We start from the raw sequence: 24,264 nt of genomic DNA, 5'->3' as shown, positions 1-24,264 counted from the left end.
TCGTACAAAGGTAGGCTCCCGAAAATGCTTCTTGAACAGTACGTTTACTTCGCTCTGTCCAGTGAGCGCATGACCGCGCGGGAGATGACGGTGCTCCTGGGCGTCCAGCCCGACGAGACCTCGGTTCGCGGCAGCCGCAGCAGCCAACCTGCCATACCTGTGTGCCACAGATGGAAGATCGTGTGCCGGGAGCCGGGCTTGAGGGTCGATGAGCAGATCGCCCATGTTCTGGACCGGCTTCGACCACATACGGATCGCATTGCCGGGCTCGTGAAACAGCTGGCTGACGAGCCCGGGGCGGAGGGCACCGCGGTGTTGGAGGTGGTGCGCTATTTCAGGGATGCCCATGAGCCCGGCGATGACGGCGACAACGGCGATGACGAGCAATCAGGTACGGAGAAGCCCAACCTCCTCGGGTGGTCGTTGGACCGGAAGGTGCTGGAGTTCCTCGCCGTCACCGGGGCCGTCCTGGACGTCGATGAGTACGACATGACGGGCTGAGCGCGTTCGCTCGTACCGACCGGGGGGCCGGACAGGGGCGGCCGCCCTCCCGGACGCAGTTCAGTCGTCGGGAGCGATCTTGCGGTGGTTCCCCGACCGTCCGATGTCGAGGTTCAAGAAGGCGGTCAGGGGCGTGCCGCCGTTCCAAAAACCGAGCAGATTGACGTCGATGAGCACCAGTTGGCGCCTGGCAGCGAAGGCGCGCGCTTGTTGAGTGAAGACGCAGGAGGCGACGAAGACGGGGATATCGGCTCCGTGTTCGTCGCGGGCGGTACCATTGAAAGTCTGCAAGTCGCGGCTGCCGACCGAGCGGTGCTTGGCGTAACGCTTGCACTGGATGACGAGTTTTCGGCCGTCGGGCAGGTAGCCGATGACATCCGCACCCAGGTCACCGGCGCCGCCGACCTGCCGCACCTGCGTGCAGCCGTCCCTGCGGCACAGCTCCGCGACGTGCTCCTCGAACTGCCGGCCGTTCATCTTCCACACCGCCTCCAACGACCGGCGTGCCTCCCGGCGTTCCTCCTCCTGCCGTCGTATCCGCTCGGCACGCGCCTCACGCTGCCCCGCACGCACCAGCCCCACGACCACCACGGCCACCGCCGCAACAGCCAGCACCGATAACACCAGCGTCACCATTCCGCCCCCTCCCGAAGCCCGCGCTGCCGAACCGGCGATACGGCATGATCACCCGGGACGCGCGCGATCTCATCAACAGAACTGCACGACCTCACCGACGCACAAGGAGCCGGCCATGGTGGACTGCCTGCTTGCCCACGCTTTCGTCGACGACAACGGGGAGTTCGGGAATCCCGTACTCGTGGTGATCGAGCCGGACGGCGGCGGTCTCCCCCAGGACCGGCGGCAGGAGCTGGCCGACCGGCTCGGTATCCCCGCGGTCGCCTTCGTCCGCTCCCCGCCCGCGCGGCGTACGTCGATCGCCATCCACGGCTCGTACGGCCTGCCGATCCGGTTCGGCGGCCACCCCGTACTCGGCACGCTCGAAGTCCTCCACCACCTGGGGCACACCGTCGAGGAGATCGTCCCGGAGGCCGGACCGGTCGCCTGCCGGCGCGACGCGGAGGGAATCTGCCGGCTGACCGCGCCCGCCACCTGGTCCAAGCCGTGGCGCCATCTGCAGATGGCGTCCGCCGCGGAGATCGACGCGCTGACCGGGCTGCCGGACGGGGAGGATTTCACTCAGGTCTGGGCCTGGACGGACGAGGCCGCCGGTGAGGTCCGCGCGCGGCTGTGGGCCCCGCGGATCGGAAAGGGCGAGGACGAAGCCTGCGGCAGCGCGTCGATGCTGCTCACCCTGCAGCACGGGCGCCCGCTGCGGGTCCTGCACGGGCGGGGCTCGGTCATACACACCTCCCCCGCCGGTGACGGCCTGGTCGAACTCGGCGGCCGGTGCGCGGTACGAACGCCCGCCGAGGAGGTGACCGCCGCGGTGGACCGGGCCTACGGCCGGGGCTGAGACGCGCGTACCGGTCGGGTCGACGGCACGGCGCCCGGCCCGGTTTCGGGCCGGGCGCCGCGTGCACCGCCGGTTTTACGAGGCTGTCGGCCTTATGAGGCTGCCGGTCGTACGAGGCCGGGGCGCCGCCGCCTCGCCGAGCGACGCGCCCCTCCCCCAGTGGTACGAGTCCCCATCGACCGAATGCCGGAGCCGGCCGCCGATGGCCACCGCCCCACAGCCGTCAACCACGCACCAATCAGTCCGTCCCCGACTCCATCGCGGCCCGGTCCAGCAGCTCGTCGTCGCCCGAAACCACACCCCGGGAGGCGATGGCCTCGGCGCCGCCCTCCGGCATGCTGCCGATCAGGCCGGTCGCCGCGGCCTGGGCGGCGCCGATGGCGGGGCTCGTGGCGCCGATCAGTCCGAGGCCGGCGTACTGTTCGAGCTTGGCGCGCGAGTCGGCGATGTCGAGGTTGCGCATGGTGAGCTGGCCGATCCGGTCCACCGGGCCGAACGCCGAGTCCTCGGTACGCTCCATGGACAGCTTGTCGGGGTGGTAGCTGAACGCCGGGCCGGTGGTGTCGAGGATCGAGTAGTCCTCACCGCGCCGCAGGCGCAGCGTCACCTCGCCGGTCACGGCCGCGCCGACCCAGCGCTGCAGCGACTCGCGCACCATCAGTGCCTGCGGGTCGAGCCAGCGGCCCTCGTACATCAGCCGTCCGAGGCGCCGTCCCTCGGTGTGGTACTGGGCGAGGGTGTCCTCGTTGTGGATCGCGTTGACCAGCCGCTCGTACGCCGCGTGCAGCAGCGCCATGCCGGGCGCCTCGTAGATGCCCCGGCTCTTCGCCTCGATGATCCGGTTCTCGATCTGGTCCGACATGCCCATGCCGTGCCGACCGCCGACGGCGTTCGCCTCCATGACCAGGTCGACGGCGGTGGCGAACTCCTTGCCGTTGATCGTCACCGGGCGGCCCTGTTCGAAGCCGATCGTCACGTCCTCGGCCGGGATCTCGACCGAGGGGTCCCAGAACCGTACGCCCATGATCGGTTCCACGGTCTCCACGCCGGTGTCCAGGTGCTCCAGTGTCTTGGCCTCGTGGGTGGCGCCCCAGATGTTGGCGTCGGTGGAGTATGCCTTCTCCGTACTGTCGCGGTAGGGCAGGTCGTGGGCGAGCAGCCACTCCGACATCTCCTTGCGGCCGCCCAGCTCGGTCACGAAATCCGCGTCCAGCCAGGGCTTGTAGATCCGCAGGTTCGGGTTGGCGAGCAGCCCGTACCGGTAGAACCGCTCGATGTCGTTGCCCTTGAAGGTCGAGCCGTCGCCCCAGATCTGCACGTCGTCCTCGAGCATCGCCCGTACGAGGAGCGTGCCCGTGACGGCGCGGCCGAGCGGCGTGGTGTTGAAGTACGCGCGTCCGCCCGAGCGGATGTGGAACGCCCCGCAGGCGAGCGCGGCCAGGCCCTCCTCGACCAGCGCGGCACGGCAGTCGACCAGGCGCGCGACCTCGGCACCGTAGGTTTTCGCGCGGCCGGGCACGGAGGCGATGTCCGGCTCGTCGTACTGGCCGATGTCGGCGGTGTAGGTGCACGGGACGGCACCCTTGTCGCGCATCCACGCGACCGCGACGGAGGTGTCGAGACCACCGGAGAAGGCGATGCCGACGCGCTCGCCGGCGGGGAGGGAGGTGAGGACCTTGGACATAGGAAGAGTATGCGTCATTCCGCATGCTCATGCAACGAGGGGTGGGGGGTGAGGTTCGGATGCCCGGGTGGTCGGGGCGGCAGGAGCTCGGCGGCGGCATGGGGCATCCTGTCCGTCCGATCCGAGGGAGGTCCCCGTCCATGAGTACCGAGCAGGAGGCACACGCATTGCAGGGCACACAGGAAACTCAAGAGATACGGGAAATACTGGACACCATCGCGTCCGGCGGCGAGTACGCCAACGCGAAACTGGCGGAACTCTTCGACCGCCTCGAACCGGTCGACCTCGGCGTCCTCACCGGCACCTGGCAGGGCGGCGGCTTCGAGCGGACCAGCGAGAACGCCGTGCTGCTGGCGAAGATGCGGTGGTACGGCAAGCGGTTCATCGACGCCGATCACGTGGAGCCGCTGTTGTGCCGCGACGAGAGCGGGGCCGTGTACTCGTACGAGGAGATGGGCCTCGCGACGCTGCACGAGGTCGTCTACCGCGGTAAACAGTCCACGGCGATGGTCTATGACCAGTTGCCCGTCATCGACCACTTCCGTCGGCTCACCGACGATGTGCTGCTGGGCGTGGTGGCCAAGAAGGGCGCTCCGGCGGATTTCTACTTCCATCTCACCCGCGTATCCGCCGCCTCCACAACACCGTCGCGGCCTGCCGGGGACGGCGGGTAAGCCGGCAAGGACCGGCGACTGAATGGCGACCGGGTCGGCCCGAGGCCAGGGCTCAGTCCCAGCTTCGTACCGACCCGGCCCGGCTCCACGCTCAGTCCTGATGCACCTCATTGCGTCCGGGGCCCCCGGAGAGCTTGTCCGTACCCGGGCCGCCCCACAGGACGTCGTCACCGCTGTTGCCCCAGAGCGTGTCGTCACCGGCCTCGCCGTACAGGCGGTCGTTGCCCTTGCCGCCGTAGAGGACGTCGGCGCCGCCCCTGCCGTGCAGGACGTCGTTGCCGTCGTCGCCGTGCAGGGTGTTCCCCTCGTCCGTGCCGGTCAGGGAGTCGTTCCCGGCGCCGCCGTAGCAGTCCTGCCCGCAGTGGGTGAGGGTGTCGTTCCCCGGGCCGCCGTAGGAGCCGAAGCCGAACGGTCCACTGCCGCCGTCGATGCGGTCGTCGCCGTCGTCCCCGTGCAGCATGGCGCCCGGAGACCCGTTGAGCACGTCGTTGCCCTTGCCTCCGTGGACCCGGGCCCAGGCGCTGCTGTCCGGTTCGAGCGTCACGGTGTCGTCCTGGTCGTCGAGGTCGATGCCGTAGGTGTCCGAGTCGTCGGAGTTCTCCGGGATCTTGACCGCGCAGCGTACGGCGGTGCGGTCCCCCTGCGTGGGATACGCGCACTCGTCCGCGTCGGCCGCGCTCGCGTCGATGGCGATGTCGTACCGGTCGTGGAAGGTAAGGACGTAGTACGACTCGAACTCGCCGCGGTGCTCGATCTCCTCGTCGACCGTCAACTTGTTGTGCTGGCCGGGAGCGGCCTTGTACGAGAGTACGGTGCCGTTCTGGTGGATGACCGTGGCCCTGGTGGCCTGTGAGGCTGCCTGGGCGGCCGGTGCCGTAAGGACGGACGGGCCGAGGACGAGAGTGAGGGCGAGGGAGGCGGTAGCAGCGACGGTGCGGTGGGTGCGCATACGGAAGTGGCCCTTCGGGACGTCGGTGTGCCGTGGTGCTCGCGGTCACTCGGTTGGACCAGAGGGCCGAGAGGGGCGTTGTGGCGTCACGCGTGAACATCGGCGGGCCGGGCGGTGGCTGAGATGTGGCCGGGCCGCTGCCGTACGCGACAACGGCCACTGCCCTGCTCTCAGTTCTCCGTACTCGCCGGAACGGCGCGGCGCTCGCCGGTGACCTTCGAGGCCGGGAGGCGTCCCGCCTTGGAGGTTCCCGTCAGGGTGTCGCCGTCGACCGTCACGGCGAAGGCCAGGTTCAGCCGCATGGGCTTGGTGATGGACTGCTTCCACGTGAGCCGGTCGCCGTCGAGGACGACTTCACTGAACGGTACTTCCTCTCCCGTTCCGTGCGCGGTCCCGACGAGAACACCATCCTCGCGCCGGAATTCCGCTACAGCCTTGATTTTGCCGATCGGTGTGGACATGGACAGATCCCAGGTTCCTTCAATGGACATGGTGCTGCTCTTCCTGACGGTGTTGAGTGGTGTAAGAGGGCAAAGCGAGGAAAGAGAAAGGCGCGGGTCAAAACCCAGCGGGTTCCGGCCCCTCGTTCCGCCAGACGGTGCCGCGGCGCTCATGGGCGAAGAGCTCTTCCACGGCGTGGGCAATACGGGGGCCCGCCTCCCGCTCCAGCAGGTACAGGCCCAGGTCGAGTCCGGAGGTGACGCCGGCGCCGGTAACGAGGTCGCCGTCGTCGACGACACGGGCGCTCACCGCGTGGGCGCCGGTGGCGTCGAGCATGTCCAGGCCCATGTGGTGGGTGGTGGCACAGCGCCCCTCCAGCAGACCGGCCATGGCCAGGACGAGTGAGCCCCCGCACACGGCGCTGACCGTCACGTCGGGGTTCTCCATCGCGGCCCGCAGCAGTGCGGGCAGTTCGGTGGTCAGGGTGCGGCCCAGCAGTACGGGGATGGTGTCGCCCTGCGGCGTCTGCCCGGCCCCCGCGTCGTGGTCAGGGGTCTCGCCGGGATCTCCGATGCGGCCCGCCGCGCCGGGGATCACGATCAGGCCGGGGCGCCCGGGGTCGAGGGCGGCCGTGGCGCGGAGCGCCAGCCCACCGGTACCGCTGACCACCTCGCGCGGCCCCTCGGCGGAGACCAGCTCCACGCTCACCGCGCCCGCGGAGGCCGCGCCGCCGGCGCTCAGCACCTCGTAGGGGGCGACGACATCGAGCGGATCGAAGCCGTCGAACAAGACGAATTGGGCATGCATGGAGCGGTCCTTCGCTAGGGAGAAGTCCGGTCTGCGCCGGGTACGCCCCGAACGTAACCGGCTGCCGACCGCGCCTCCCAGTGGCTGAAGTGACACTTGTCAACGGGATCTCGCCAATGCCGCGAAGAGGCCGCTGAGCTGCGCAGCGGCGGTGATTCCGGGAGGCGGAGGCCGACGTGCCGACAGCGCCCGCCCGTCGTACGTCAGCCCAAGTGCAACAACAGGAGCAGCCCGCCCAGGGCGATCAGAGGAAGCCCCAATGCACGGAGAACGGCTGGCTGGGCGAGCGGACCCGCCACGTAAGTCGCCTGCAAGTGGCCGTAGCGCGCCATCATCTCGCGGTGACGCTCGGCCGCCTTGCTCTGTACCCGTTCACATCGCCGGGTGATGAACCCGCCGATGTCGAACAGCACGAGCACCCCGATCAGCACATACAGAATCGCAAAAACTATTCCCATTGATCGGATTCTACGGTTGCCGACCACCGGAACAGGCCATCGAGGGCACACCGCCGGGGGCTGCTGACAAGCGCACGCCCGTAAAGCCCAACACCCAACGCCCCTCGCCTCATCCAGCGTCGAGCGCCGCGAGGCCACCGCGGACAGCGGCAGCCGCCCTGTCGAGCTGCGCCCGCTCCTGCACGCGCCAATCAGCCTCCATACGGAACGGGTCGCCCGCAAAGCGGGGAAAAACATGCAGATGGACGTGGAAAACCTCCTGAAAGGCCGCTTCACCATCCGCAAGAAACAAGTTGACGCCTTCACATCGCAGACCTGACCGGCGCAGTGCGCGGCCGAGTTGATGCGCCACCTTCCAGACCGCGACGCCGACACCCTCCTGAAGGTCCTCCAGGCCCACCGCGTGCGCCTTGGGGATGACCAGCACATGGCCGGGAGTCACGGGCTGGAGATCCATGAAGGCGATCACCGAATCGTCTTCATGGACGACACTGGCGTCAGCCCGACCGTTCACGATCGCACAAAAGACGCATCCATTGTCCGTCACGGCACGCCCCCTAAGGCCACGAGAAACACCCGCCGATGCGATCATGGCGCAGATGTACGCGGACGAAGCACACGAAGGCGCGGGCGAGGGCAAGAACGCGCCCTCAGGATGGCCGGACCTACCAGGTGACACCGCATTCACCATCAAGGTCCCCGAAGCCGATCCGCTGGTCCGGGCCGGATTCCCTGCCCACGTGATCGTGCTGTACCCGTTCGTGTACGAAAGTCGGATCGATGCCGCCACCGACCGCGAATTGACCACTCTCTTCGCCGGGCATGACGCTTTCACGCTCACCTTCGACAGCTTCCGTCGCTATCCCGGCGTGCTCTACCTCGATCCGTGGCCGCACGACCCCGTGACCGCACTGACCAAAGATCTGACCCGGCGGTGGCCGGAGGCGGTCCCTTATCGGGGGATATTCGGCGCCGGACTCGCCCCGCACCTGACGGTCGCGAACAGCGAAGGTCCTGCCACCCAGGACGCCGCATACGACGCACTGCAGGCCGAACTGGAGCCCCGGCTGCCGCTGAGCTGTCGCGTCCAGGCGGTCAACCTCATCATCTGGGACGGAGCGCGCTGGCGCGATCGGGCCGCGTACCGGCTGAGGGGCTGCCATGACCCCTGCTGACACACCGCCGCCCGCGCCGCTAGCCACCCCGCGCCGCTACACCTCCGCACCCTCAACTGCCGCCCGTGCCCGGCCCGTTGACGCCTTGGTCCAGACCTTTTATCGTGCGACTGCCAAACGGCATCCGGCGCCACACCTGCCACCCTGGCGCGCGGCCGGGGATGCGCACTTCGGTTGTCACACCCTGTACCACTCACACTCACAGGGGTGCTCATGAAAGACCGGCGCAGATTCCGCAGCAGAGCCGCGGCCCTGCTCACCACGTTGATCCTGGCCGTGGCCGCCATGCTGACCGGCCCAGCGGCCCCCGCCCAGGCGGCGGGAACGCTCACCGCGGCCTTCACCGCTCAGGAGAACGGCTCCTGGTGGAAGGGCACTTACGTCGTCCGCAACGGTGGTTCCGCCGCCGTCACCGGATGGACCCTGGAATTCGACCTGCCGACCGGTGTCACCATCAGCGGGCATTACAACGGCGACGCCACCGTCAACGGCCGCCACGTAACGGTCAAGAACGCGCACTACAACGCGACCGTTCCGGCCGGCGGCAGTACCGATCCGTTCAGTTACTGGTTCATCGCGAGCGGACCCGTCGGTACGCCGACCACCTGCACCGTCAACGGGGACAAGTGCGACGGCTCACCCGACGTACCGCCGTCCGCGCCCGGTACGCCCGAGGTCACCGCCACCACCGCGCGCAGCGTCTCGCTGAGCTGGCCGGCCGCTTCCCAGGGCGATTACCCGGTCACCTCGTACGAGGTGCTCAGCGAGGGCCGTACGGTCGCCACCTCCCCCGGTACCAGTGTGACCGTCACCGGTCTGACCCCGGCCACCCGCTATACGTTCACCGTCCGGGCCAAGGACCGGCGCGGCAACGCGGGGCCGCCGAGTGCGCCGGTGACCGCGAGCACCGTGGACCCGGCGAGCGATCCCGTACCGCCGTCCGCGCCCGGTGGGCTGCGCAGCACCGCGATTACCTCCTCCAGCGTCTCCCTGGCCTGGGACAAGGCCACCGACAACGTCGGCGTGGTCGCGTACGACGTGTACCGGGGCGCCGAGCTGGCCACCACGGTCCCCGGCAGCACCACCAGTGCCACGGTCGGCGGTCTGACGCCCGCCACCGCGTACACCTTCTCCGTGAAGGCGCGCGACGCCGCCGAGAACGCCTCGCCCGCGTCCAACGCCCTGACCGTCACGACGGACGACGTGGCCGGGCCCGGCAAGTACCTGAAGGTGGGCTATTTCGCGCAGTGGGGCATCTACGGGCGCCAGTACTTCGTCAAGAATCTGGACACCTCGGGCGCAGCCTCGAAACTCGACGTCATCAACTACGCCTTCGCCAATATCGACCCCGTCAACCTCACCTGCCTGGCCGGGGTGACCAAGGGCACCTCGGGCAAGCCACAGGACCCGGACGAGGGTACGGGGGCGGGTGACGCGGACGCCGACTACGGGCGTGCCTTCCCCGCCGCGCAGTCGGTGGACGGGGTGGCGGACGACGGCTGGGGCAAGTTGCGCGGCAACTTCAACCAGCTCAAGAAGCTCAAGGCCAAGCATCCGCACCTGAAGGTGGTGATGTCGCTCGGCGGCTGGACGTACTCGAAGTTCTTCTCCGACGCGGCGGCCACCGACGCCTCCCGCAAGAAGTTCGTCGCCTCCTGCGTCGATGTGTGGATCAAGGGCAATCTGCCCGCCTACAACGGCGCGGGCGGTCCCGGAACGGGTGCGGGCGTCTTCGACGGGATCGATCTGGACTGGGAGTGGCCGGGCGCCGAGGGCCACCCGGGCAATCACTACAGCCCGAACGACAAGGCCAACCTCGCGCTGCTGATCAAGGAGTTCCGCCGGCAGCTCGACGCGCTGGGCGGCGAGCACAAGCTGCTGACCGCGTTCACCCCTGCCGACCCGGTCAAGATCCAGCAGGGCTGGGACCTGTCCACGATCTTCGAATCGCTGGACTACGCCAACGTCCAGGGCTACGACTTCCACGGCTCGGGCAGCGACGATTCCTGGGAGCCCAAGCGCACCGGCCACCAGGCCAACCTGTACCGCGACGCCCAGGATCCGTACACCTTCGACTTCAGCGTCGAGCGCGCCGTCAAGACGTACCTGGACGCGAAGGTCAGTCCGCGCAAGCTGACCATCGGCTTCCCGTTCTACGGGCGCGGCTGGAAGACGGTCGCGGACGGCGGGGTGCACGGCGAGTGGCAGTCGGCGGACGGCGCGGCCCCGGGCCAGTTCCCGGAGGAGGCGGGCATCCGGGGTTACCAGAACCTGCTGGCCAACGTGCCCAACATGACCATCCACCACGACGAGCAGTCCATCTCGACGTACGGATACACCGGGGCGGGCGGTCAATGGTGGTCGTTCGACGATACGTGGTCGATCGGAAAGAAGACGGACTGGGTCAAATCCAAGGGACTTCTTGGCGCCATGGTCTGGGAGATGTCCGGTGATACTCCGACGGGCACCTTGATGCAGGCCATCACGACCGGACTCGCCGGGCGGCCCGGCACCGCTCCGGCCGGCTAGCCGCGCGCGGTCGCCCCGCCCCCGGGGGCCGCTGCCCACCCGTGGGCATCGCCGCGGAAACCACCAGGTCACAGCGGTGCGGCAGTCGCGGGCCCCCGCGCGCCGGCGCAGCCCGGCCCGCATCGCGCGAGCCGGGCTCCGCACCCGCGCCCGCACCCGCACCCGCACCCGCACCCGCACGGCAGTTTCTCGCAGAAACCGGCGCCTTTGGATAGAAGCTCGCAGAGACCGGGTGTCCGAATTTCCCATCCGTCTCCCAGTGGACCATGCCCGGCTGGCGCCGGAACCGCCCCACAAAGCGGCGGCCCCGGCGCACCGGAACCGCCCTCCGGACCCGCGGTGCGGTACCGCCGCAACGGAGCCCCCTCCCTCGCCGGAAGGGCAGCTCGCCCTGCGTGACGATGGCGCTCCGGCGGTGTGGGGGTACCGGTCCGCGGAGAGCGGGGTGTGGTGGGGGCCTGGGCGAGCCGGGCGCGTCGCCGGAGCTTCCGGCCCGCGCACCTCACCGCCCGCACCCCGACACCGCCACGCACGCCCACCTCGACCGTTCCCTACCGCGCCTTCACCGCCACCGACTCCTCCCCCACCGCTGCCCGGACCCTGCCGCCTGCTCCGGTTGGCTTCGCGCGACTTCGGGTCGGTAGCCACCGTCGAGCGTGACCAGCCGTAACGAGCGAGCACCGCGCGGAGCGTTTGCCTGGCCAAGTGGGCAAAACGGAGAGGGGCACCCGGTCATGCTGCCGGGTGCCCCTCTCGTCATGCGCTGGTGCGAGGTTCAGGACGCGCTGGGCCACATTGGGGAGCGCGAACCGAGGGTGCCCTTCCCGTTGCCCGGGTAGAGGTACAGGCCGCCGGAGCTGTTGACGGCGGCGATGTCGGCCTTGCCGTCACCGTCGAAGTCGCCGCCCATGACGGCCCGGAAGCCGCCCCAGCTCTCGTCGGGCCACATCGCCTTGTCGTAGTCGAACGTGCCCTTGGCGTTGCCGGTGTACAGGCCCAGGCCACCGGTCTGGGAGACCGCCGCGAGATCGTCGCGGCCGTCGCCGTTGAAGTCGGCGGTGGTCAGGTGCTTCTTGGACCAGGTCTTGTCGTGCCACACCTGGCGCTTGAAGCCGGAGAGACGGCCGTCCGCGGCGGTGGTGTAGGCGTACAGCGAGCCGTCGTTCCAGATGGCCACCAGGCCGTCGCGGCCGGAGTCGTCGGCCTTGTAGCGGGCGAACTTCGAGACGGTCTTCCAGGAACCGTCCTTGGCCATCGAGCGGGGAGAGCCCAGCTTGCCGCTCTTCGTGCCCGGGTACAGGTCGAGAGAGCCGTCGACGTTGAGGGCGGCGATGTCAGTCAGGCCGTCACCGTCGAAGTCACCGGCGGTTATCGCGCGCTTGCGACCCCAGGAACCGTCGTGGTTCCACAGCTCGCGGCCGTATTCGAGCTTGCCGTCCGGGCCGGTGTAGAAGACGTGCAGGTTCTTGTCGTCAAGGACGGCCGCGACGTCGGGACGGCCGTCACCGTTGAAGTCCGCGCCGGCGACGACATCGGTGACATGTTCGTACAGGGCCGTCAGCCGGATCTGCTGGACCCAGCTGTGCAGGTCGTCGACGCGGGTCTCGACGGCGCCCGTACGGGTCTCCTCGGAGCCGAAGCAACCTCCCTGCCACGAGGCGCCGTTGACCCCGACCAGCTCGTAGCCACCGGCCTCCGTCGCCCGCAGGGCCGGGCCGCCGGTGTCGCCCATACAGACACTCGCACCGTCCTTGCCGGTGACGGCGAGCGTCGTCTTCTCCACCGCGTCGACGGAGAAACCACCGCTGTGCAGACGGTCGGGAACCCACTCGTCCTTGGTACGGCCGTAACCGGCCAAGCGCAGCGTGTCGTTCTTGGCAGGAGCAACGGAACCGACGGTGACCGGGGTGATGTCGTCGACCGGTGCGGACAGCTTCGCCATCACCAGGTCACGGTCCGCACGCGGCACGAGCTCGGTGACGGTGCGCACCTGTCCGCCCTTGCCGGACAGGTCGGTGCGGCCGATGGAGGCCGAGGCGGCCAGCTTCGGCTTGCCGGCGGCGACCTTGTCCTGGCCGGGGTGGTCGGCGAAGCAGCTGGCGGCCGTGAGCAGCCACTGCGGGTCGACCAGGGCGCCGGTACAGGCGCGCTTGCCGCTGCCGATGTCGAGCTTCGCCGTGAACGGGTACGTCCCGTCCTTGGCGGCGTCACCCACGACAGCGATGGCCGGGGTGCCGGTCAGGACGCCGGCCGCGACGGCGGTCGCGGCCAGTCCGGTGAGCCATGCGGCGCGCGGACGTCTGCCAAACACTCTTGCTTCCTCAATTCTTGGGAGGGAGATGGCTGGGAGGGGGCGGGAAAGGCGCGGGTGCCCGCGAGGGCCGGCACTGCAGCGCCTGACGGAGGGCCCGGGCCCGGACGGGACTATTTGCTCGCGATGATTTCGAGCAGCATGTGCTCCCGGCCCGCGGGGTCGGCGTTCTCCCCGATTCCCTTCCAGGAGTTCTTCGGGACGTCGAAGGACTTCTTCTCGGTGCCGACGGTCATGTTGACCTTGGCCTTGTAGTCGTGGCTCTGCACGCCGCCGACCGCGGGGACCTCCAGCGCGAGGTAGCCGCTGTCCCCGGAGACCTTGAAGCAGAAGTCCGCGCGGTCGCGGGCGATGAACCGAAGCAGGTTCGGGCTGCTGTCGCATTCGGCGAGGACGATGTGGCCGTCACCGTGCTTCAGCTTGAGGTTCTTCTCCTTGAGGATGCGGTCCGCACCGGGGTAGGAGAAATCCTCGATGGCGAGCGGGGGCTGCTCGGACGAGCCGGCGGCAACCGAGATCCGGTCCGCGCGGGGGCCCGAGGTCTGGTCGGCGGCGCTGGCCGCTCCGGTCAGCAGGACGGCGCCGGCGACGAGGGCGCTTCCGGCCAGGCCAACGGCCAGCGGCCGCAGGGGTATCCGCATCGATGACTCACTTTTCGCTCGGTGAAGGCTGAAGGGAGCAAACCGCCCCCAGCGGAAGGATTATCACTCGGCGTCACACACCATCAAACTCCGGAGCTTTGTTATCAAAGCGTCACCCGTCCACCTATCGGCTTACGTATCCATCGATACCCAGGCACCGCTTCACCCTCAACTGCCTAGGAGAGGTGGTTAGTTGACACTCCGCGCCATTCGCCCTGCTTCCGCTCGCGGGCTCGCCACCCGCAAGAAGCCCCCATTGTCAAGGTTTTGCTTATGTGATCATCTTTCCGGACGCGTGGCCGCGCTTCTCGACTTCAACAAGAGATCCCGAATGGGGAAGCACCTGACATGAAACCGTCAAGCATGTCGCGCCAAGTTCGGCAGTTGCGCGGCAGACTCACCGCCGTGGCCGCAGCGGCCACGGCAGCGGTGATATTCGGTACGACCGCGGCGCACGCGCTCCCGGCGCAACCCGGCGAAGCGGCGCCCGCGCAGGACGCCCGCGCGCGGGCCGTGGAGGCGTGGAAGGCCGGCGGCGCGGCGACCAAGCGGGAGGCCGTCAAGGCGCTGACCGGCTCGGACGCCGACATGAACGCGTTCCTCGGCGGTGCGCTGCACCGGGCCGAGGTGGAAGACGCCCGGTTCGCCATCCTCAAGACGATGGCGAGCGCCGGCAAGGGCGTGTCCGCCGCGTCGGACAAGGCACTGACCGGCTCCGACGAAGAGGTCCTCGCCTTCGTCAAGGACGGATACGAGAAGCCGCTCCAGGACGACAGGCGCTTCGCGGTCCTGCGCGCCATGAACGCGGGCGGCAAGGCCGTCAACCGCGAGGGCCAGCGGGCCCTGGACGACGGCACCCCCGCGGTGCTGGAGAAGTTCCTCCAGGAGGGCCTGGAGAAGGCCACCAACGAGGACAACCGCTTCGAAGTCCTGCAAGTGATGAACTCCGGCGGACCGGCCGTCAAGCAGGCCGCCGAGCGCGCGCTGAACGGGGACGCGCAGGACATCGCCGAGTTCCTGGAGCGCGGCCAGGAACTGGCCCGGGCGCGCGACCAGGAATCGATGACGGTCGGGCAACTTGCCCAAGTCGCCACCGAGGCCGGCAAGAAGGCCAAGGTCCAGACCGACGAGGCACTGGAAGCTGCCGAGGTCGCGGACAAGGCCGCGGCGAAGGCCAAGGCGGCCGCCGAGGAGGCGGCGCGGCAGACCGCGGAGGCCAAGTCCGACGCGGACAAGGCCGGCCGCTTCGCCACCAAGGCCGCGCAGGCCGCTGAGGGCGCCGCCGATGCGGCCCGTACCGCCATCCGCGCATCCAACAACGCGGTGGCCGCGGCCCGTACGGCAGCGCGCGCCGCCTCCAACGCCGCCTCCGCCGCTGCCGCGGCGGGACAGGCCGCGGCCCGCGCCTACCGCGCGGCGAACGCCGCGGTGTCGGACGCCGGACAGGCCAAGGCGGCCCGCCAGGCCGCCGAGCAGGCACGCGACGCGGCGGCGGGTGCCCGTACCGCCGCGGCCGCCGCCGGCCAGGCGGCGAACGCCTCCGCGGCGGCCGGCAGGTCCGGTGCCGCGGCGGCCAGCGCCGCCCGCAACGCGGCCGCGGCGGCCGAGGCCGCCGCGCAGTCGAGTGCCAACGCGGGCGCCGCGCAGGCCGAAGCGGCCCACGCCAGGCGGGCGGCGGCAACGGCCCGTGCCGAGGCCAACCGCGCGACCACCGCCGCCAACAGCGCGGTCTCCCTGGCCGATCAGGCGGCCAAGGCCGCCCGCCAGACCCGTACCGCGGCCGACAACGCGGCCGCGCACGCGGACGCTGCGGCCAAGGCGGCCGACAAGGCCGCGGACGAGGCGGGCAAGGCACAGGACGCGGCCAACAAGTCCAAGGCTCACGCGGAAGCCGCGCTCCAGGCCGCCAAGACGGCGGGTGAGGCGACCGAGCAGGCCACCGAGGTCTTCAACGTCGCCCGGGCCGCCGAGAAGAAGATGCTGGAGGCCGACCTCGCCGCGTCGCTCGAGCAGGCGCGCGACGCCAAGCGCTTCGAGGACGACCTCAAGCCGGTCCTCGCCAAGCAGGAGACGCAGGCCGCCCAGACGGGCGAGGAGACCAAGCGGCTGATCTCCGAGGCCGGCGAGAAGCTGGGCAAGGACGACCAGGGGGCCGTACAGGCGGCCCGCCAGGCTGCCGTCAACCTGCTGTCGAGCCAGGGCACCTGGACCCGCGCGGCGGCCGAGGACGCCCTGTCGGGCTCCGATGAAGACATGAAGGCGTGGATCAAGCAGGACCGGACCGACGCCGAACACCAGGACGACCGGGAGAAGACCGTCTTCTTCAGCCGGATCGGCACGCCCCGCACGGCAGCGGCTGCCGAGGCCGCGCTGGCCAAGGGGCCCGAGGCGGTGCAGGAGTTCCTGACCAAGGGGGCCTTCGAGGGGCAGAAGGAGGAGTACCGCTTCCAGATCCTCAAGGTCGTCAACGAGGCGGGCAAGGCGGTGAAGGACGCCGCGACCAAGGCGCTCGACGACGGCTCCACCGAGGCGCTGCACTCCTTCCTCACCGAGGGCTACACCAAGGCGCAGGCCGAGGACGACCGTTTCCAGGTGCTGCGGCAGCTGGAGCAGGGCGGCCCGATGATGAAGGCCGCCGCGCAGGTCGCCCTTGAGGGCACCGACACCATGCGCCGTGTCTTCGTCGAGCGTGCGCAGTACCGCGCCGCCCAGGCGGATCAGGACGCGGCGGCCCACACCGCGGCGATCCAGGCCCAGATCAGCGTCGCGGCGAAGGCCACCTCCCAGGCGTACGAGAACGCCGAGACCGCCTTCGAGGCCGCGGCCCGCGCCCAGGGCAAGGCGGACGACGCCAAGAAGTACGCCGCTCAGGCCCAGGCCAAGGCGAAGGAGGCCCAGGGCCACGCCAACCGGGCGCAGGAGTTCGCCAACCAGGCCGACAAGTCGGCCGCCTCCGCAGCCGCCTCCGCCAAGACGGCCAAGGCCGCGGCCGCCAAGGCGCAGGTCGCCTCCCGCCAGGCCAACTACTCGGCCACTCAGGCCACCGCTTCCGCACAGCAGGCAGTGGCCTCCGCGGCCGGCGCCCAAGCGTCGGCCAGCCGTGCCAAGGCAGCCGCCATCGAGGCCGGCAAGGACGCGGCGGCCGCGCGCGTGGCGGCCAGCCAGGCCAAGCAGATCGCCCAGAACAAGCGCGAGGCCGAGCAGCGCGCGGCCGCGGAAGCCGCACGCAAGAGGGCCGAAGAGGTCGCGAAGCAGAAGCAGCGGCCCGAGGACGACGCCAAGAACGACAAGGCCGAGCTGCCCGGCAGCAAGGGCGGCGGCGACGGCGGCAGCAGCAGTGGCGGCTGCCCGCCGGGGAAGCAGACCTGGTGCGACTGGGCCGGTTACATGAGTGAGACCAGCACCTGGACCGGCTGGGCCGCGGCGGCCGCGAACCTGATTCCGGCCCCGGGCGTCGCGCAGGGCGTCAGCGCTGTCGCGGGAGGCATATCCCTCCTCTCAGGAGTCGGCAGCAGCATCTTCACCGGTGTCGCCTACGGATTCGGCAGCGATGAATTCTGGACGTCCGCGCTCGGTACCACCGTCGGCTTCGTCGGCGGCAAGTTCAAGAGCGCCGTCTCGAAGGGTGCCGGTCTAGTAAAGTCGGCAGGCACGAAGGCCAAGGAAGTGTTCGGCGACGCCGCCGGTTCGATCTATTCGGGCGTCACCGGCTTGTTCGGCTGACCGAACCTTTTATAGAGCTGAGCTGTGGGGCCCGCTCGCGGGCCCCACAGTGGTAAGGGAGAGAATCTTGCACGCCCCGCACATCCCCGTAAATGTCTGGTGGATCATCGCTGTCGGCACGACGGTCCTTTTCCTCGCGGTCTGGCTGCCCATGATGCCAACGTCCCGGGCCAAGGCGCAGATCGCCATGATCCCCCTCTTCGGTATTGTCTTCCTGACGGTGCTCGGGAAGCTGCGTGGGCACGATTTCACCAAACTCCTCTCCATCTATTCCACCGTGTCCGTCGGGCTGATTCTCGGTGTCATAGGGCGGCGCGCGGACATGCTCATAGCGGTGAAGCAGGGTGAGGACCCGCTGGGCACGCCGGCCAGCAAAGCGGGCCCGGCGAACAAGCGGCTGACAATTCAACTGTCCGTCGGATTCGTCGTGGCGTTCGCCCTGTGGGCATGGCTCAACTGGGGTTGACTCCGGACGGCATCCGTGAGCAGGTCAGTCAGCTCATCGAGCAGACAGGCGCCTGACGGGCAGAGCCCGTGTCAGGCGCCTTTTTCGGATGCCTGGAAGAACCCCGGCCCCGAGGTTGTGGGAGCGAAAGGGAGCGGGGCGGGGCGCGCCAGGAGTTCCGCTGGATGTGTCATGCCGTCACAAGCACACCGCCGGACCGGCCAGGACGAAGGAGGCGGCGGCGTGGCACGGGCTGAGCAGACCTGCGAGATCACTCTACGGACGGGACGAGGTGCTGCAGGTCCCGACTCCGGACGGTGCGGACCCGACTCCGGGAGGCGTCGTTGTGCTTCATCAGCCAGACCATGTAGCAGACACCCTGATTGATCATGCCTGCGTCGGTACCGCACTTGTACTCGACGATCACAGGGGCACCGTTCTCGTCGAGCCCCAGCGAGTCGATCCGCCCGCCCTCGACACGGTCGATGACGTACTCGCTCGCCAGGAACCGCACGCCCAGGATCGTCTTCATGTGCGCCTCGATGAGATGCTGCACCTCCATCTGCCTCGACCTCAGCAAGACGCGGCGCGACCTCGCTCACACCGCCGCCCATCGTGCGGAACAGATTCAGCCCCGCCCCCCTCGACTCCGGGAACTGCAACGCCTGCAAGGAGCACATTTGCTCAGGTCAGACGCTATACACAGATCGTCTGACTCTCAGGCCGCCCCAACACCGGGTCAGGTGAGTACGACGGCCTGGCCGCTCACGCTCACGCGCGGGTCGGACGCGTCGGTGGTGACGGTGAGCAGGCTCGGCCGGCCCATGTCGTAACCCTGCAGCACCGTTATGGGGGTGCCGACCGCTTCCCATCCGATCGCACGCAGGTAGCCGCCGAAAGCCGCAGCCGCCGCACCGGTCGCCGGGTCCTCGACCACTCCGCCGAGGGGGAAGGGATCGCGTGCGTGGAAGAGGGTGTCGGTCTGCCGGTGGAAAAGGTGAACGGTGGTCCAGCTCTGGTCACGGGAAAGTGCTTCCAGTGCCTCGAAGTCGTAATCGAGTCGAGCCAGGCGTTCCCGGGAAGCGGCTGCCAGGATCAAATGGTAATTACCGGCGAAAGCCACATGGGCCGGAAAGGCGGGGTCCAGATCGTCCTCGGACCAGCCCAGCGCTTCGAGAGCGGAAGCGAGGTGCTGAGGTGCGACCGGCTCCGAGGAGGCGGAGACGCTGGTGAGCGTTGCGCGAAAGCCGTGCCCGTCCGCTTCGGTCCTTTCGGTCATCACGTCGACACGTCCGGCGTTGGTCTGAAAGGCCAGCGCTCCGGGTGCGCCGCGTTCGGCGAGGGCGACGGCGGTGGCGACGGTGGCGTGACCGCAGAAGTCGACCTCCGCGCGGGGGCTGAAGTAGCGGACGCGGTGGGTGCGGTCGGGCGTGTGAGTCCCGTCGGGCGTCTCCGCGGCGGTGACGAAAGCCGTCTCGGAGAACCCCACCTCCTTCGCGATACGGAGCATGTCCGTCTCATCAAGTCCCTGAGCGTCGAGGACCACCCCCGCGGGGTTGCCTCCATCGGGCCGGTCGGTGAAAGCGCTGTAACGCAGAATCTCCATGCCTTCAGCATCCCAACCAACCGCTATCACGTCCAATGATTGATCATGAGAGCTGCCATCGGTATCTTCGATGGGCCCTTGGCCGAAGGGCGCCGCGTGCCTCCGTGCACGGAGGCCGGACGGAAGAGACGGGAGGCATCCCTTGGACACCCGCCTGCTGCGGACCTTCACCACCCTGGCCCGCACCGGAAGCTTCACCGCCGCCGCTGCGGAACTCCACCTGGCCCAGTCGACCGTCACCGTGCAGATCCGCGCCCTGGAAAAGGACCTGCGCGTACGGCTCTTCGACCGCCTGCCCTCCGGAGCCGTCCTCACCGACACCGGAGCCCGCCTCCTTGAGCGGGCCCAACACGTGCTGGACGCCGAGGACCGCCTCCACCACGAGGCGCACACCGCGGCCCCGATCGAGGGCAGCGTCACCCTCGGCGCCAGCGAATCCCTGTGCGCCTACCGCCTGCCGCTGGCGGTGGCAGCGCTGAGCCGGGACTTGCCCACCGTCGAGATTCACATGCGAGCAGTGGGCAGTCCGTCGGAGGCATCGGAGCAGCTGAGCTCGGGCCGTGTCGATGTCTCCCTGCTCCTCGAATCCCGCGTCGACATACCGCATTTGGAGACGGAGGTCATCGGACACGAGCCGTTGGCGCTCGTCGCGGCGCCCGGCCATTCATGGGTTGAGGCCGAGACGTCACCGCGCCACCCAGGCGAACAGGTCGACTTGGGCGAGTTGGCCGAACTGAGTGAACAGACTTTCTTCCTGCTTGAAGAGGGTTGTTGCTATAGCGACGATTTCGCCCGCCAGTTGCTCGCTACGCCCGGCGAGCCTCCCCGCATCACCCGTTTCGGCAGTATCGAGGCCGTACGCGCCTGCGTCGAGGCCGGCCTCGGTCTCGCCCTGCTGCCAGTGGTCAGCGTCGCCGCCGACCTGGCTTCCGGCCGACTCCACACACTCCGGAATTTCCCCGAATTCCCCATTCTCATGCTCCGCCACCGCAGCCGCTGGACCAGCCCGGCAGCGCAGACGGTCATGGCCCGGCTGAGGCGGCTGGCTGCTGAGGGGTGGGTGGGCGGGTGATGCCGAGGAGGGAATGTTGCGGCTGGATACGGTTAGCGTCGGCCGGCTTGGGGGCGGAGGCCGCCCTCTGAGCGGCCCGCCCTCAGCGCCGCCACAACTGGCGCGGCATCGTCAGCGTAAAAGCGGAACGTGCGGGCCTCGGTGGGCTTGCCCAGGCTCGTATGTAACGGACGGGCTCGGTGAATTCGACGGTGATGGTCGTCTGGCCGGCTACGGCCATGTCGGTGACGTCGTTTTCGTTTCACGGCGGCCAGCTTGTCGCTCGGGAACTGCCGGTCCAGGCGTACGGAGGCTATGCGGTCGGCCGGGATGCGGATGTCCAGCAGGGCGCCGTAGCGCAGGCGCAGTGAGCCGTCGAAGAGGAAGCCGTAGGTGACCGCCACCTGGCCGGGGGCGTACGGGGCGGGCAGGTCGCCGGCGCGTACGCCGTGCGGGCCGCGGTGGGTCACCCAGCGCAGGAAGCTGGTGGAGAGGAAGAGCTCGTGGGCCGTCAGCTTGCGTACGGCCGCCGGGACGGTGTCGGCGAGCGCGGCGGCGACGGCGGAACGATGGTCGAGACCGTCCCGGCGGTGCCTGCGGTGGTCGAGGGCGAGCAGTACGGCTGCCGTGATCATGAGCACGGGCACGGCAAGCTCCACCGCTGGCCGGGCGACCGGGCGACCGGGCGACCGGGCGACCGGGCGACCGGGCGACCGCGGGTATCCGTACCCCGCCGGCCACACACAGGACCAGGACCAGTTTCAAGAGGCAGGAGTGCGACGAAACCCCAGTGCACGGCCTTTCGCAGCGTTCTCACCTGGCACGCTCCCGCAGCAGCTCGATGGCGCGGTGCATGGCCGCGGCCTGGGCGGGGGCGAAGTCCGCGAAGAAGGCGTCCGCGAAGCCGCCGTGCTCGCCGGCGTCGCCGGAGTTCCGGAGGGTCATTGCCTGGGCCGCCTCGTCCGGGACGCTGTCGGCGATGGCCCGGGCGGTCTCCTCCACCCGGGGGTCGTCCTGCGCGGCTTCAGCCAGCTCGTCCAGCCGGGCGTAGACGGCGTAGGCGCGCCGCATGGCCTCCGGGTCGGCGGTGAGGCTGTGCACCATGGCGTCCAGCCAACCGCGGTCGCCGCCCGGCGAGCCGGTCTCCAGCAGGGCGAGGAGCTGCCGCTCCTTGGCCGCCATCGCCGGTTCCGGCCCGGGCAGTCGCGCCGAAGCGCGGGCCATGTCGTCGAAGACGGCCGCGAGCTCGGGCGACACAGGGGCCTCCGCGGGCAGCCGCCCGGACTGCGCGGCCTGCTGGAGCAGCTGATGCAGGCGGGCGCGGCGCTGCCGGATGGCCTCCTCTTGGCGGGCCAGGTCGGCGTCCAGCTCGGTGAGGATCTCGACCAGGTCCTTGCCCGCGTCGTCCGCCAGCGCGTCCTTCACCTCGTCCAGGCTCAGTCCGAGCTCGGTGAGCCGCCGGATACGGGCCAGCTCCGCGGCGTCGCGCAGCGAGTACTCGCGGTACCCGTTGGGCTGCCGCGGCGGCTCGGGCAGCAGCCCGATGCGGTGGTAGTGCCGCACGGCGCGGGTGGTGATGCCGGCAGTTCCGGCGAGCTCTCCGATGCGCATGACAGCAGTAGAAACGTTGTCGCTGCGACAAGGTCAAGTGACATGGGCCGGTAGGGGGCGGGGTGGGGTCGTACTGCATATGTGGGTTCGCGAGGGCCCGACGGTGGCCGCAGCGGCGCCCCACCGTCCTCAGCCGTCAAGCAGCCGCCACGCCGTGAGGGCAAACGTGGCCCGGGTCAATCCCATGGGGTCGGTGAGGTCGATGTCCAGGGCGTCCGAGATCTGCGCGAGGCGGCGGGAGACGCTGCTGTGGTGGAGGTGGAGGAGGTCGGCGGCCCGGCGCAGGGAGCCGGTGGCGCAGTAGGCGTCGAGGGTTTCGAGGTCTTCGGGGTGGGCGGCGAGGCGGGCGATCGCGGCCACGTCGGTGTTGTCGCGTATGGCGTCCCGGGGCACCTCGGCGAGGAGGGCCACGGCGCCCAGGTCGGTGTGGTGGAGGACCGGGCGGCGCGGGGTGGTGAAACGCAGGGCGGTACGGGCCTGCTGCCAGGAGCGGTGCGGGCTGTCGGCGGCGCCGATGCCCGCGTGGGCCCCGGCCGGGAAGCGGGTCCGGTCCACGGTGGTGGCCAGGAGGACGCCCACCTCGGCGAGGGGCGCCGCCTTCACGGGGCGGGCCGGGCAGATCAGCGCGCCGATCCGGTCGAGTGGGAGCCGGGTGCGTACGGCGACGACATGGACCGGCAGGCCGGCGGCGAACCCCAGCAGCCGCAGCGCCCGGGCCCGCGCGGCCTCGTCGCTGTCGGGGCTGATGGCCAGTTCGACGAGGGCGGGGTCGGCCATGGTGGTGCGGGCCGGGCCGTAACGCTCGGCGGCGGCCGCGGAAGCCAGCGCGAGCCGTTCCAGGAGCACTTCGTCGAGCGGATTGGGCGGGCCGGGGCGCTCCAGCCACACCGTGCCGATCTCCTCGTCGTCAAGGGTGATCGGCACGGTGGTGGAGGCGGGCTGCGGCGGGGCGGGCGCCGGCCGGCCGTCGGGCGCGAAACGGATCGCGCGCCCCGTGCCGTGCAGGCAGATCGCGGCCACGCACTCGGCCAGGCCTGCCGAGGCCCGGGCCAGCGCGGGAAGATCCACCCGCCGGCGCATCAGCGTGTCGTAGAACGTGATGACGCGCATCGCGCCGTCGACGTACGCGTCCAGTCCTGACAGCCGTACGGCCAGTGCCTCCATGGCAGGAGCATAGAAGGACAGGGGCGCGCCGGTCGGTGCGGAACCGGGGTGGGATGCGCGACAGTTGGCGGACGTGCCCGGGGACGGCAGCCGCCAGGATGAACGGCATGGATCCCGAACTCGAAGCGTTTCTGCCGCTGTTCCCACCGGCCGACCTGGACGACCCGGTCACCGCCCGCAAGAACTTCGCCGACCTGGCGGCCAAGCTGCCGCCGCCGGACACCACAGGGCTGGTCATCGAGGACCGTACGGTGCCCGCCGACCCGGACGTACCGGTACGTATCTACCGCCCGAACGAAGCGCGGGGCGCCCTCGTGTCGCTGCACGGCGGCGGGTTCGTCATGGGCGACCTGAACACCGAGCACCCGTGGGCCACCCGGCTCGCCGGTCTCTCCGGCGCGGTGGTGATCTCGGTGGGCTACCGCCTGGCCCCCGAGCACCCGTTCCCGGCCGCCCTGGACGACGCCTACGCCGTACTGGCCTGGACGGCCGAGCACGCGGCCGAGCTGGGCATCAGCCCGGACCGGATCGCGGTCGGCGGACACAGCGCCGGTGGCGGGCTCGCGGCCGCGGTGGCCCTGCGGGCCCGCGACCAGCAGGGACCACCGCTCTGCTACCAGCTGCTCAGCCAGCCCGAACTCGACGACCGGCAGGAGACCTGGTCGCAGCGCAACTTCACCGACACGCCCTGGATGAACCGCAGCAAGGTCACGGCCAGTTGGCGGCACTACCTGGGCTCCGCGCCGGCCACACCGTACGCCGCCCCCGCCCGGGCCACCGACCTGTCCGGCCTGCCGCCCGCCTACATCGCCACCGCGGAGCTGTGCCCCAACCGCGACGAGGACATCGCCTACGGGCTGCGCCTGCTCCAGGCCGGGGTCCCGGTCGAACTGCACCAGTGGTCCGGCACCTTCCACGGCTCACAGGCCATTCTGTCCGCCGAGGTCTCACAACGGCAGATCGCCGAACTCGGGGCGGTGCTGCGCCGCGCCTTGGCCGACTGAGGATGGGGAGCAGATC

22 protein-coding genes and 1 pseudogene are annotated in these 24,264 nt (G+C 69.8%); 9 read left to right on the top strand and 14 right to left on the bottom strand.

The features are described from left to right. Positions 1-24 precede the first annotated feature (24 nt). Positions 25-501: a DUF4279 domain-containing protein gene (locus CP984_RS40165; protein WP_003979180.1), complete on the top strand. Its 477-nt coding sequence runs from the start codon at positions 25-27 to the stop codon at positions 499-501. 60 nt (positions 502-561) lie between these two features. On the opposite strand, the gene CP984_RS40160 is transcribed toward CP984_RS40165, so the two are convergent. Continuing rightward, entirely contained in the window at positions 562-1,137 is a 576-nt protein-coding gene (locus tag CP984_RS40160) for a restriction endonuclease (protein ID WP_003979179.1), read from the bottom strand. 115 nt (positions 1,138-1,252) lie between these two features. On the opposite strand from CP984_RS40160, the gene CP984_RS40155 reads away from it, so the two are divergent. Beyond that, positions 1,253-1,975 carry a PhzF family phenazine biosynthesis protein gene (locus CP984_RS40155; RefSeq protein ID WP_003979178.1) on the top strand — a complete coding sequence of 241 codons (723 nt, stop codon included), beginning with the start codon at positions 1,253-1,255 and terminating at the stop codon, positions 1,973-1,975. A 238-nt stretch (positions 1,976-2,213) separates the two neighbouring features. On the opposite strand, the gene argG is transcribed toward CP984_RS40155, so the two are convergent. Then, entirely contained in the window at positions 2,214-3,659 is a 1,446-nt protein-coding gene (gene argG / locus CP984_RS40150; RefSeq protein WP_003979177.1) for an argininosuccinate synthase, read from the bottom strand. Between the two features lie 140 nt (positions 3,660-3,799). Here argG and CP984_RS40145 point away from each other — a divergent pair, with 140 nt between their 5' ends. Next, the gene (locus CP984_RS40145; protein ID WP_003979176.1) at positions 3,800-4,333 is read left to right on the top strand and encodes a DUF4334 domain-containing protein; all 534 of its coding nucleotides are present in this window, start codon (positions 3,800-3,802) and stop codon (positions 4,331-4,333) included. A 91-nt stretch (positions 4,334-4,424) separates the two neighbouring features. Here the strand turns inward: CP984_RS40145 and CP984_RS40140 are convergent, their stop codons facing one another. The 5 genes from CP984_RS40140 to CP984_RS40120 form a co-directional block, all read right to left on the bottom strand. Beyond that, on the bottom strand, positions 4,425-5,282 hold the full coding sequence (locus CP984_RS40140; protein ID WP_003979175.1) for a calcium-binding protein: 858 nt from the start codon (positions 5,280-5,282) through the stop codon (positions 4,425-4,427). 170 nt (positions 5,283-5,452) lie between these two features. Next, on the bottom strand, positions 5,453-5,773 hold the full coding sequence (locus CP984_RS40135; RefSeq protein WP_003979174.1) for a hypothetical protein: 321 nt from the start codon (positions 5,771-5,773) through the stop codon (positions 5,453-5,455). A 67-nt stretch (positions 5,774-5,840) separates the two neighbouring features. Further along, positions 5,841-6,530, bottom strand: coding sequence for a DJ-1/PfpI family protein (locus CP984_RS40130; RefSeq protein WP_003979173.1), 690 nt, complete (start codon positions 6,528-6,530; stop codon positions 5,841-5,843). 203 nt (positions 6,531-6,733) lie between these two features. After that, a complete protein-coding gene (locus CP984_RS40125; RefSeq protein WP_003979172.1) occupies positions 6,734-6,988 on the bottom strand; it encodes a hypothetical protein in 255 nt (84 codons plus the stop codon). Between the two features lie 109 nt (positions 6,989-7,097). Continuing rightward, positions 7,098-7,535: an HIT family protein gene (locus tag CP984_RS40120; protein WP_030182199.1), complete on the bottom strand. Its 438-nt coding sequence runs from the start codon at positions 7,533-7,535 to the stop codon at positions 7,098-7,100. A gap of 43 nt (positions 7,536-7,578) precedes the next feature. Here CP984_RS40120 and CP984_RS40115 point away from each other — a divergent pair, with 43 nt between their 5' ends. Together CP984_RS40115 and CP984_RS40110 are read left to right on the top strand one after the other, a co-directional pair. Next, a complete protein-coding gene (locus CP984_RS40115; protein WP_003979170.1) occupies positions 7,579-8,163 on the top strand; it encodes a 2'-5' RNA ligase family protein in 585 nt (194 codons plus the stop codon). 213 nt (positions 8,164-8,376) lie between these two features. After that, a complete protein-coding gene (locus CP984_RS40110; RefSeq protein ID WP_030182202.1) occupies positions 8,377-10,692 on the top strand; it encodes a glycosyl hydrolase family 18 protein in 2,316 nt (771 codons plus the stop codon). Between the two features lie 775 nt (positions 10,693-11,467). Here CP984_RS40110 and CP984_RS40100 read toward each other — a convergent pair. Beyond that, positions 11,468-13,003 carry an FG-GAP-like repeat-containing protein gene (locus tag CP984_RS40100; protein WP_003987311.1) on the bottom strand — a complete coding sequence of 512 codons (1,536 nt, stop codon included), beginning with the start codon at positions 13,001-13,003 and terminating at the stop codon, positions 11,468-11,470. Between the two features lie 113 nt (positions 13,004-13,116). Continuing rightward, entirely contained in the window at positions 13,117-13,644 is a 528-nt protein-coding gene (locus tag CP984_RS40095; RefSeq protein WP_003987310.1) for a hypothetical protein, read from the bottom strand. 405 nt (positions 13,645-14,049) lie between these two features. Between CP984_RS40095 and CP984_RS40090 the strand changes: the two genes are divergently transcribed. Continuing rightward, positions 14,050-17,367: an ALF repeat-containing protein gene (locus CP984_RS40090; protein ID WP_158706233.1), complete on the top strand. Its 3,318-nt coding sequence runs from the start codon at positions 14,050-14,052 to the stop codon at positions 17,365-17,367. A 67-nt stretch (positions 17,368-17,434) separates the two neighbouring features. After that, positions 17,435-17,833, top strand: a complete 399-nt coding sequence (locus CP984_RS40085) for a hypothetical protein (protein ID WP_003981416.1) — start codon at positions 17,435-17,437, stop codon at positions 17,831-17,833. Between the two features lie 298 nt (positions 17,834-18,131). On the opposite strand, the pseudogene CP984_RS40080 reads toward CP984_RS40085, so the two are convergent. Both CP984_RS40080 and CP984_RS40075 read right to left on the bottom strand, forming a co-directional pair. Then, positions 18,132-18,426: pseudogene (locus tag CP984_RS40080) on the bottom strand (transporter); the annotation flags it as partial. Between the two features lie 125 nt (positions 18,427-18,551). Beyond that, positions 18,552-19,418, bottom strand: coding sequence for a PhzF family phenazine biosynthesis protein (locus CP984_RS40075; protein WP_003981414.1), 867 nt, complete (start codon positions 19,416-19,418; stop codon positions 18,552-18,554). Between the two features lie 142 nt (positions 19,419-19,560). Here CP984_RS40075 and CP984_RS40070 point away from each other — a divergent pair, with 142 nt between their 5' ends. Continuing rightward, entirely contained in the window at positions 19,561-20,490 is a 930-nt protein-coding gene (locus tag CP984_RS40070; protein WP_003981413.1) for a LysR family transcriptional regulator, read from the top strand. 32 nt (positions 20,491-20,522) lie between these two features. On the opposite strand, the gene CP984_RS40065 is transcribed toward CP984_RS40070, so the two are convergent. The 3 genes from CP984_RS40065 to CP984_RS42720 form a co-directional block, all read right to left on the bottom strand. Then, positions 20,523-21,116 (bottom strand): hypothetical protein, encoded by a 594-nt coding sequence (locus CP984_RS40065; RefSeq protein WP_003981412.1) that lies wholly within the window; start codon positions 21,114-21,116, stop codon positions 20,523-20,525. A 166-nt stretch (positions 21,117-21,282) separates the two neighbouring features. Further along, positions 21,283-22,080, bottom strand: coding sequence for a MerR family transcriptional regulator (locus tag CP984_RS40060; RefSeq protein WP_003981411.1), 798 nt, complete (start codon positions 22,078-22,080; stop codon positions 21,283-21,285). 129 nt (positions 22,081-22,209) lie between these two features. After that, on the bottom strand, positions 22,210-23,244 hold the full coding sequence (locus CP984_RS42720; protein WP_003981410.1) for a helix-turn-helix domain-containing protein: 1,035 nt from the start codon (positions 23,242-23,244) through the stop codon (positions 22,210-22,212). 107 nt (positions 23,245-23,351) lie between these two features. Between CP984_RS42720 and CP984_RS40050 the strand changes: the two genes are divergently transcribed. Then, a complete protein-coding gene (locus tag CP984_RS40050) occupies positions 23,352-24,248 on the top strand; it encodes an alpha/beta hydrolase (protein WP_003981409.1) in 897 nt (298 codons plus the stop codon). Positions 24,249-24,264 lie beyond the last annotated feature (16 nt).

The organism is Streptomyces rimosus (assembly GCF_008704655.1).
Lineage (GTDB): Bacteria > Actinomycetota > Actinomycetes > Streptomycetales > Streptomycetaceae > Streptomyces > Streptomyces rimosus.
Note: the sequence above shows the minus strand (reverse complement) of the source record. Positions and strands in the feature narration are given on the sequence as shown.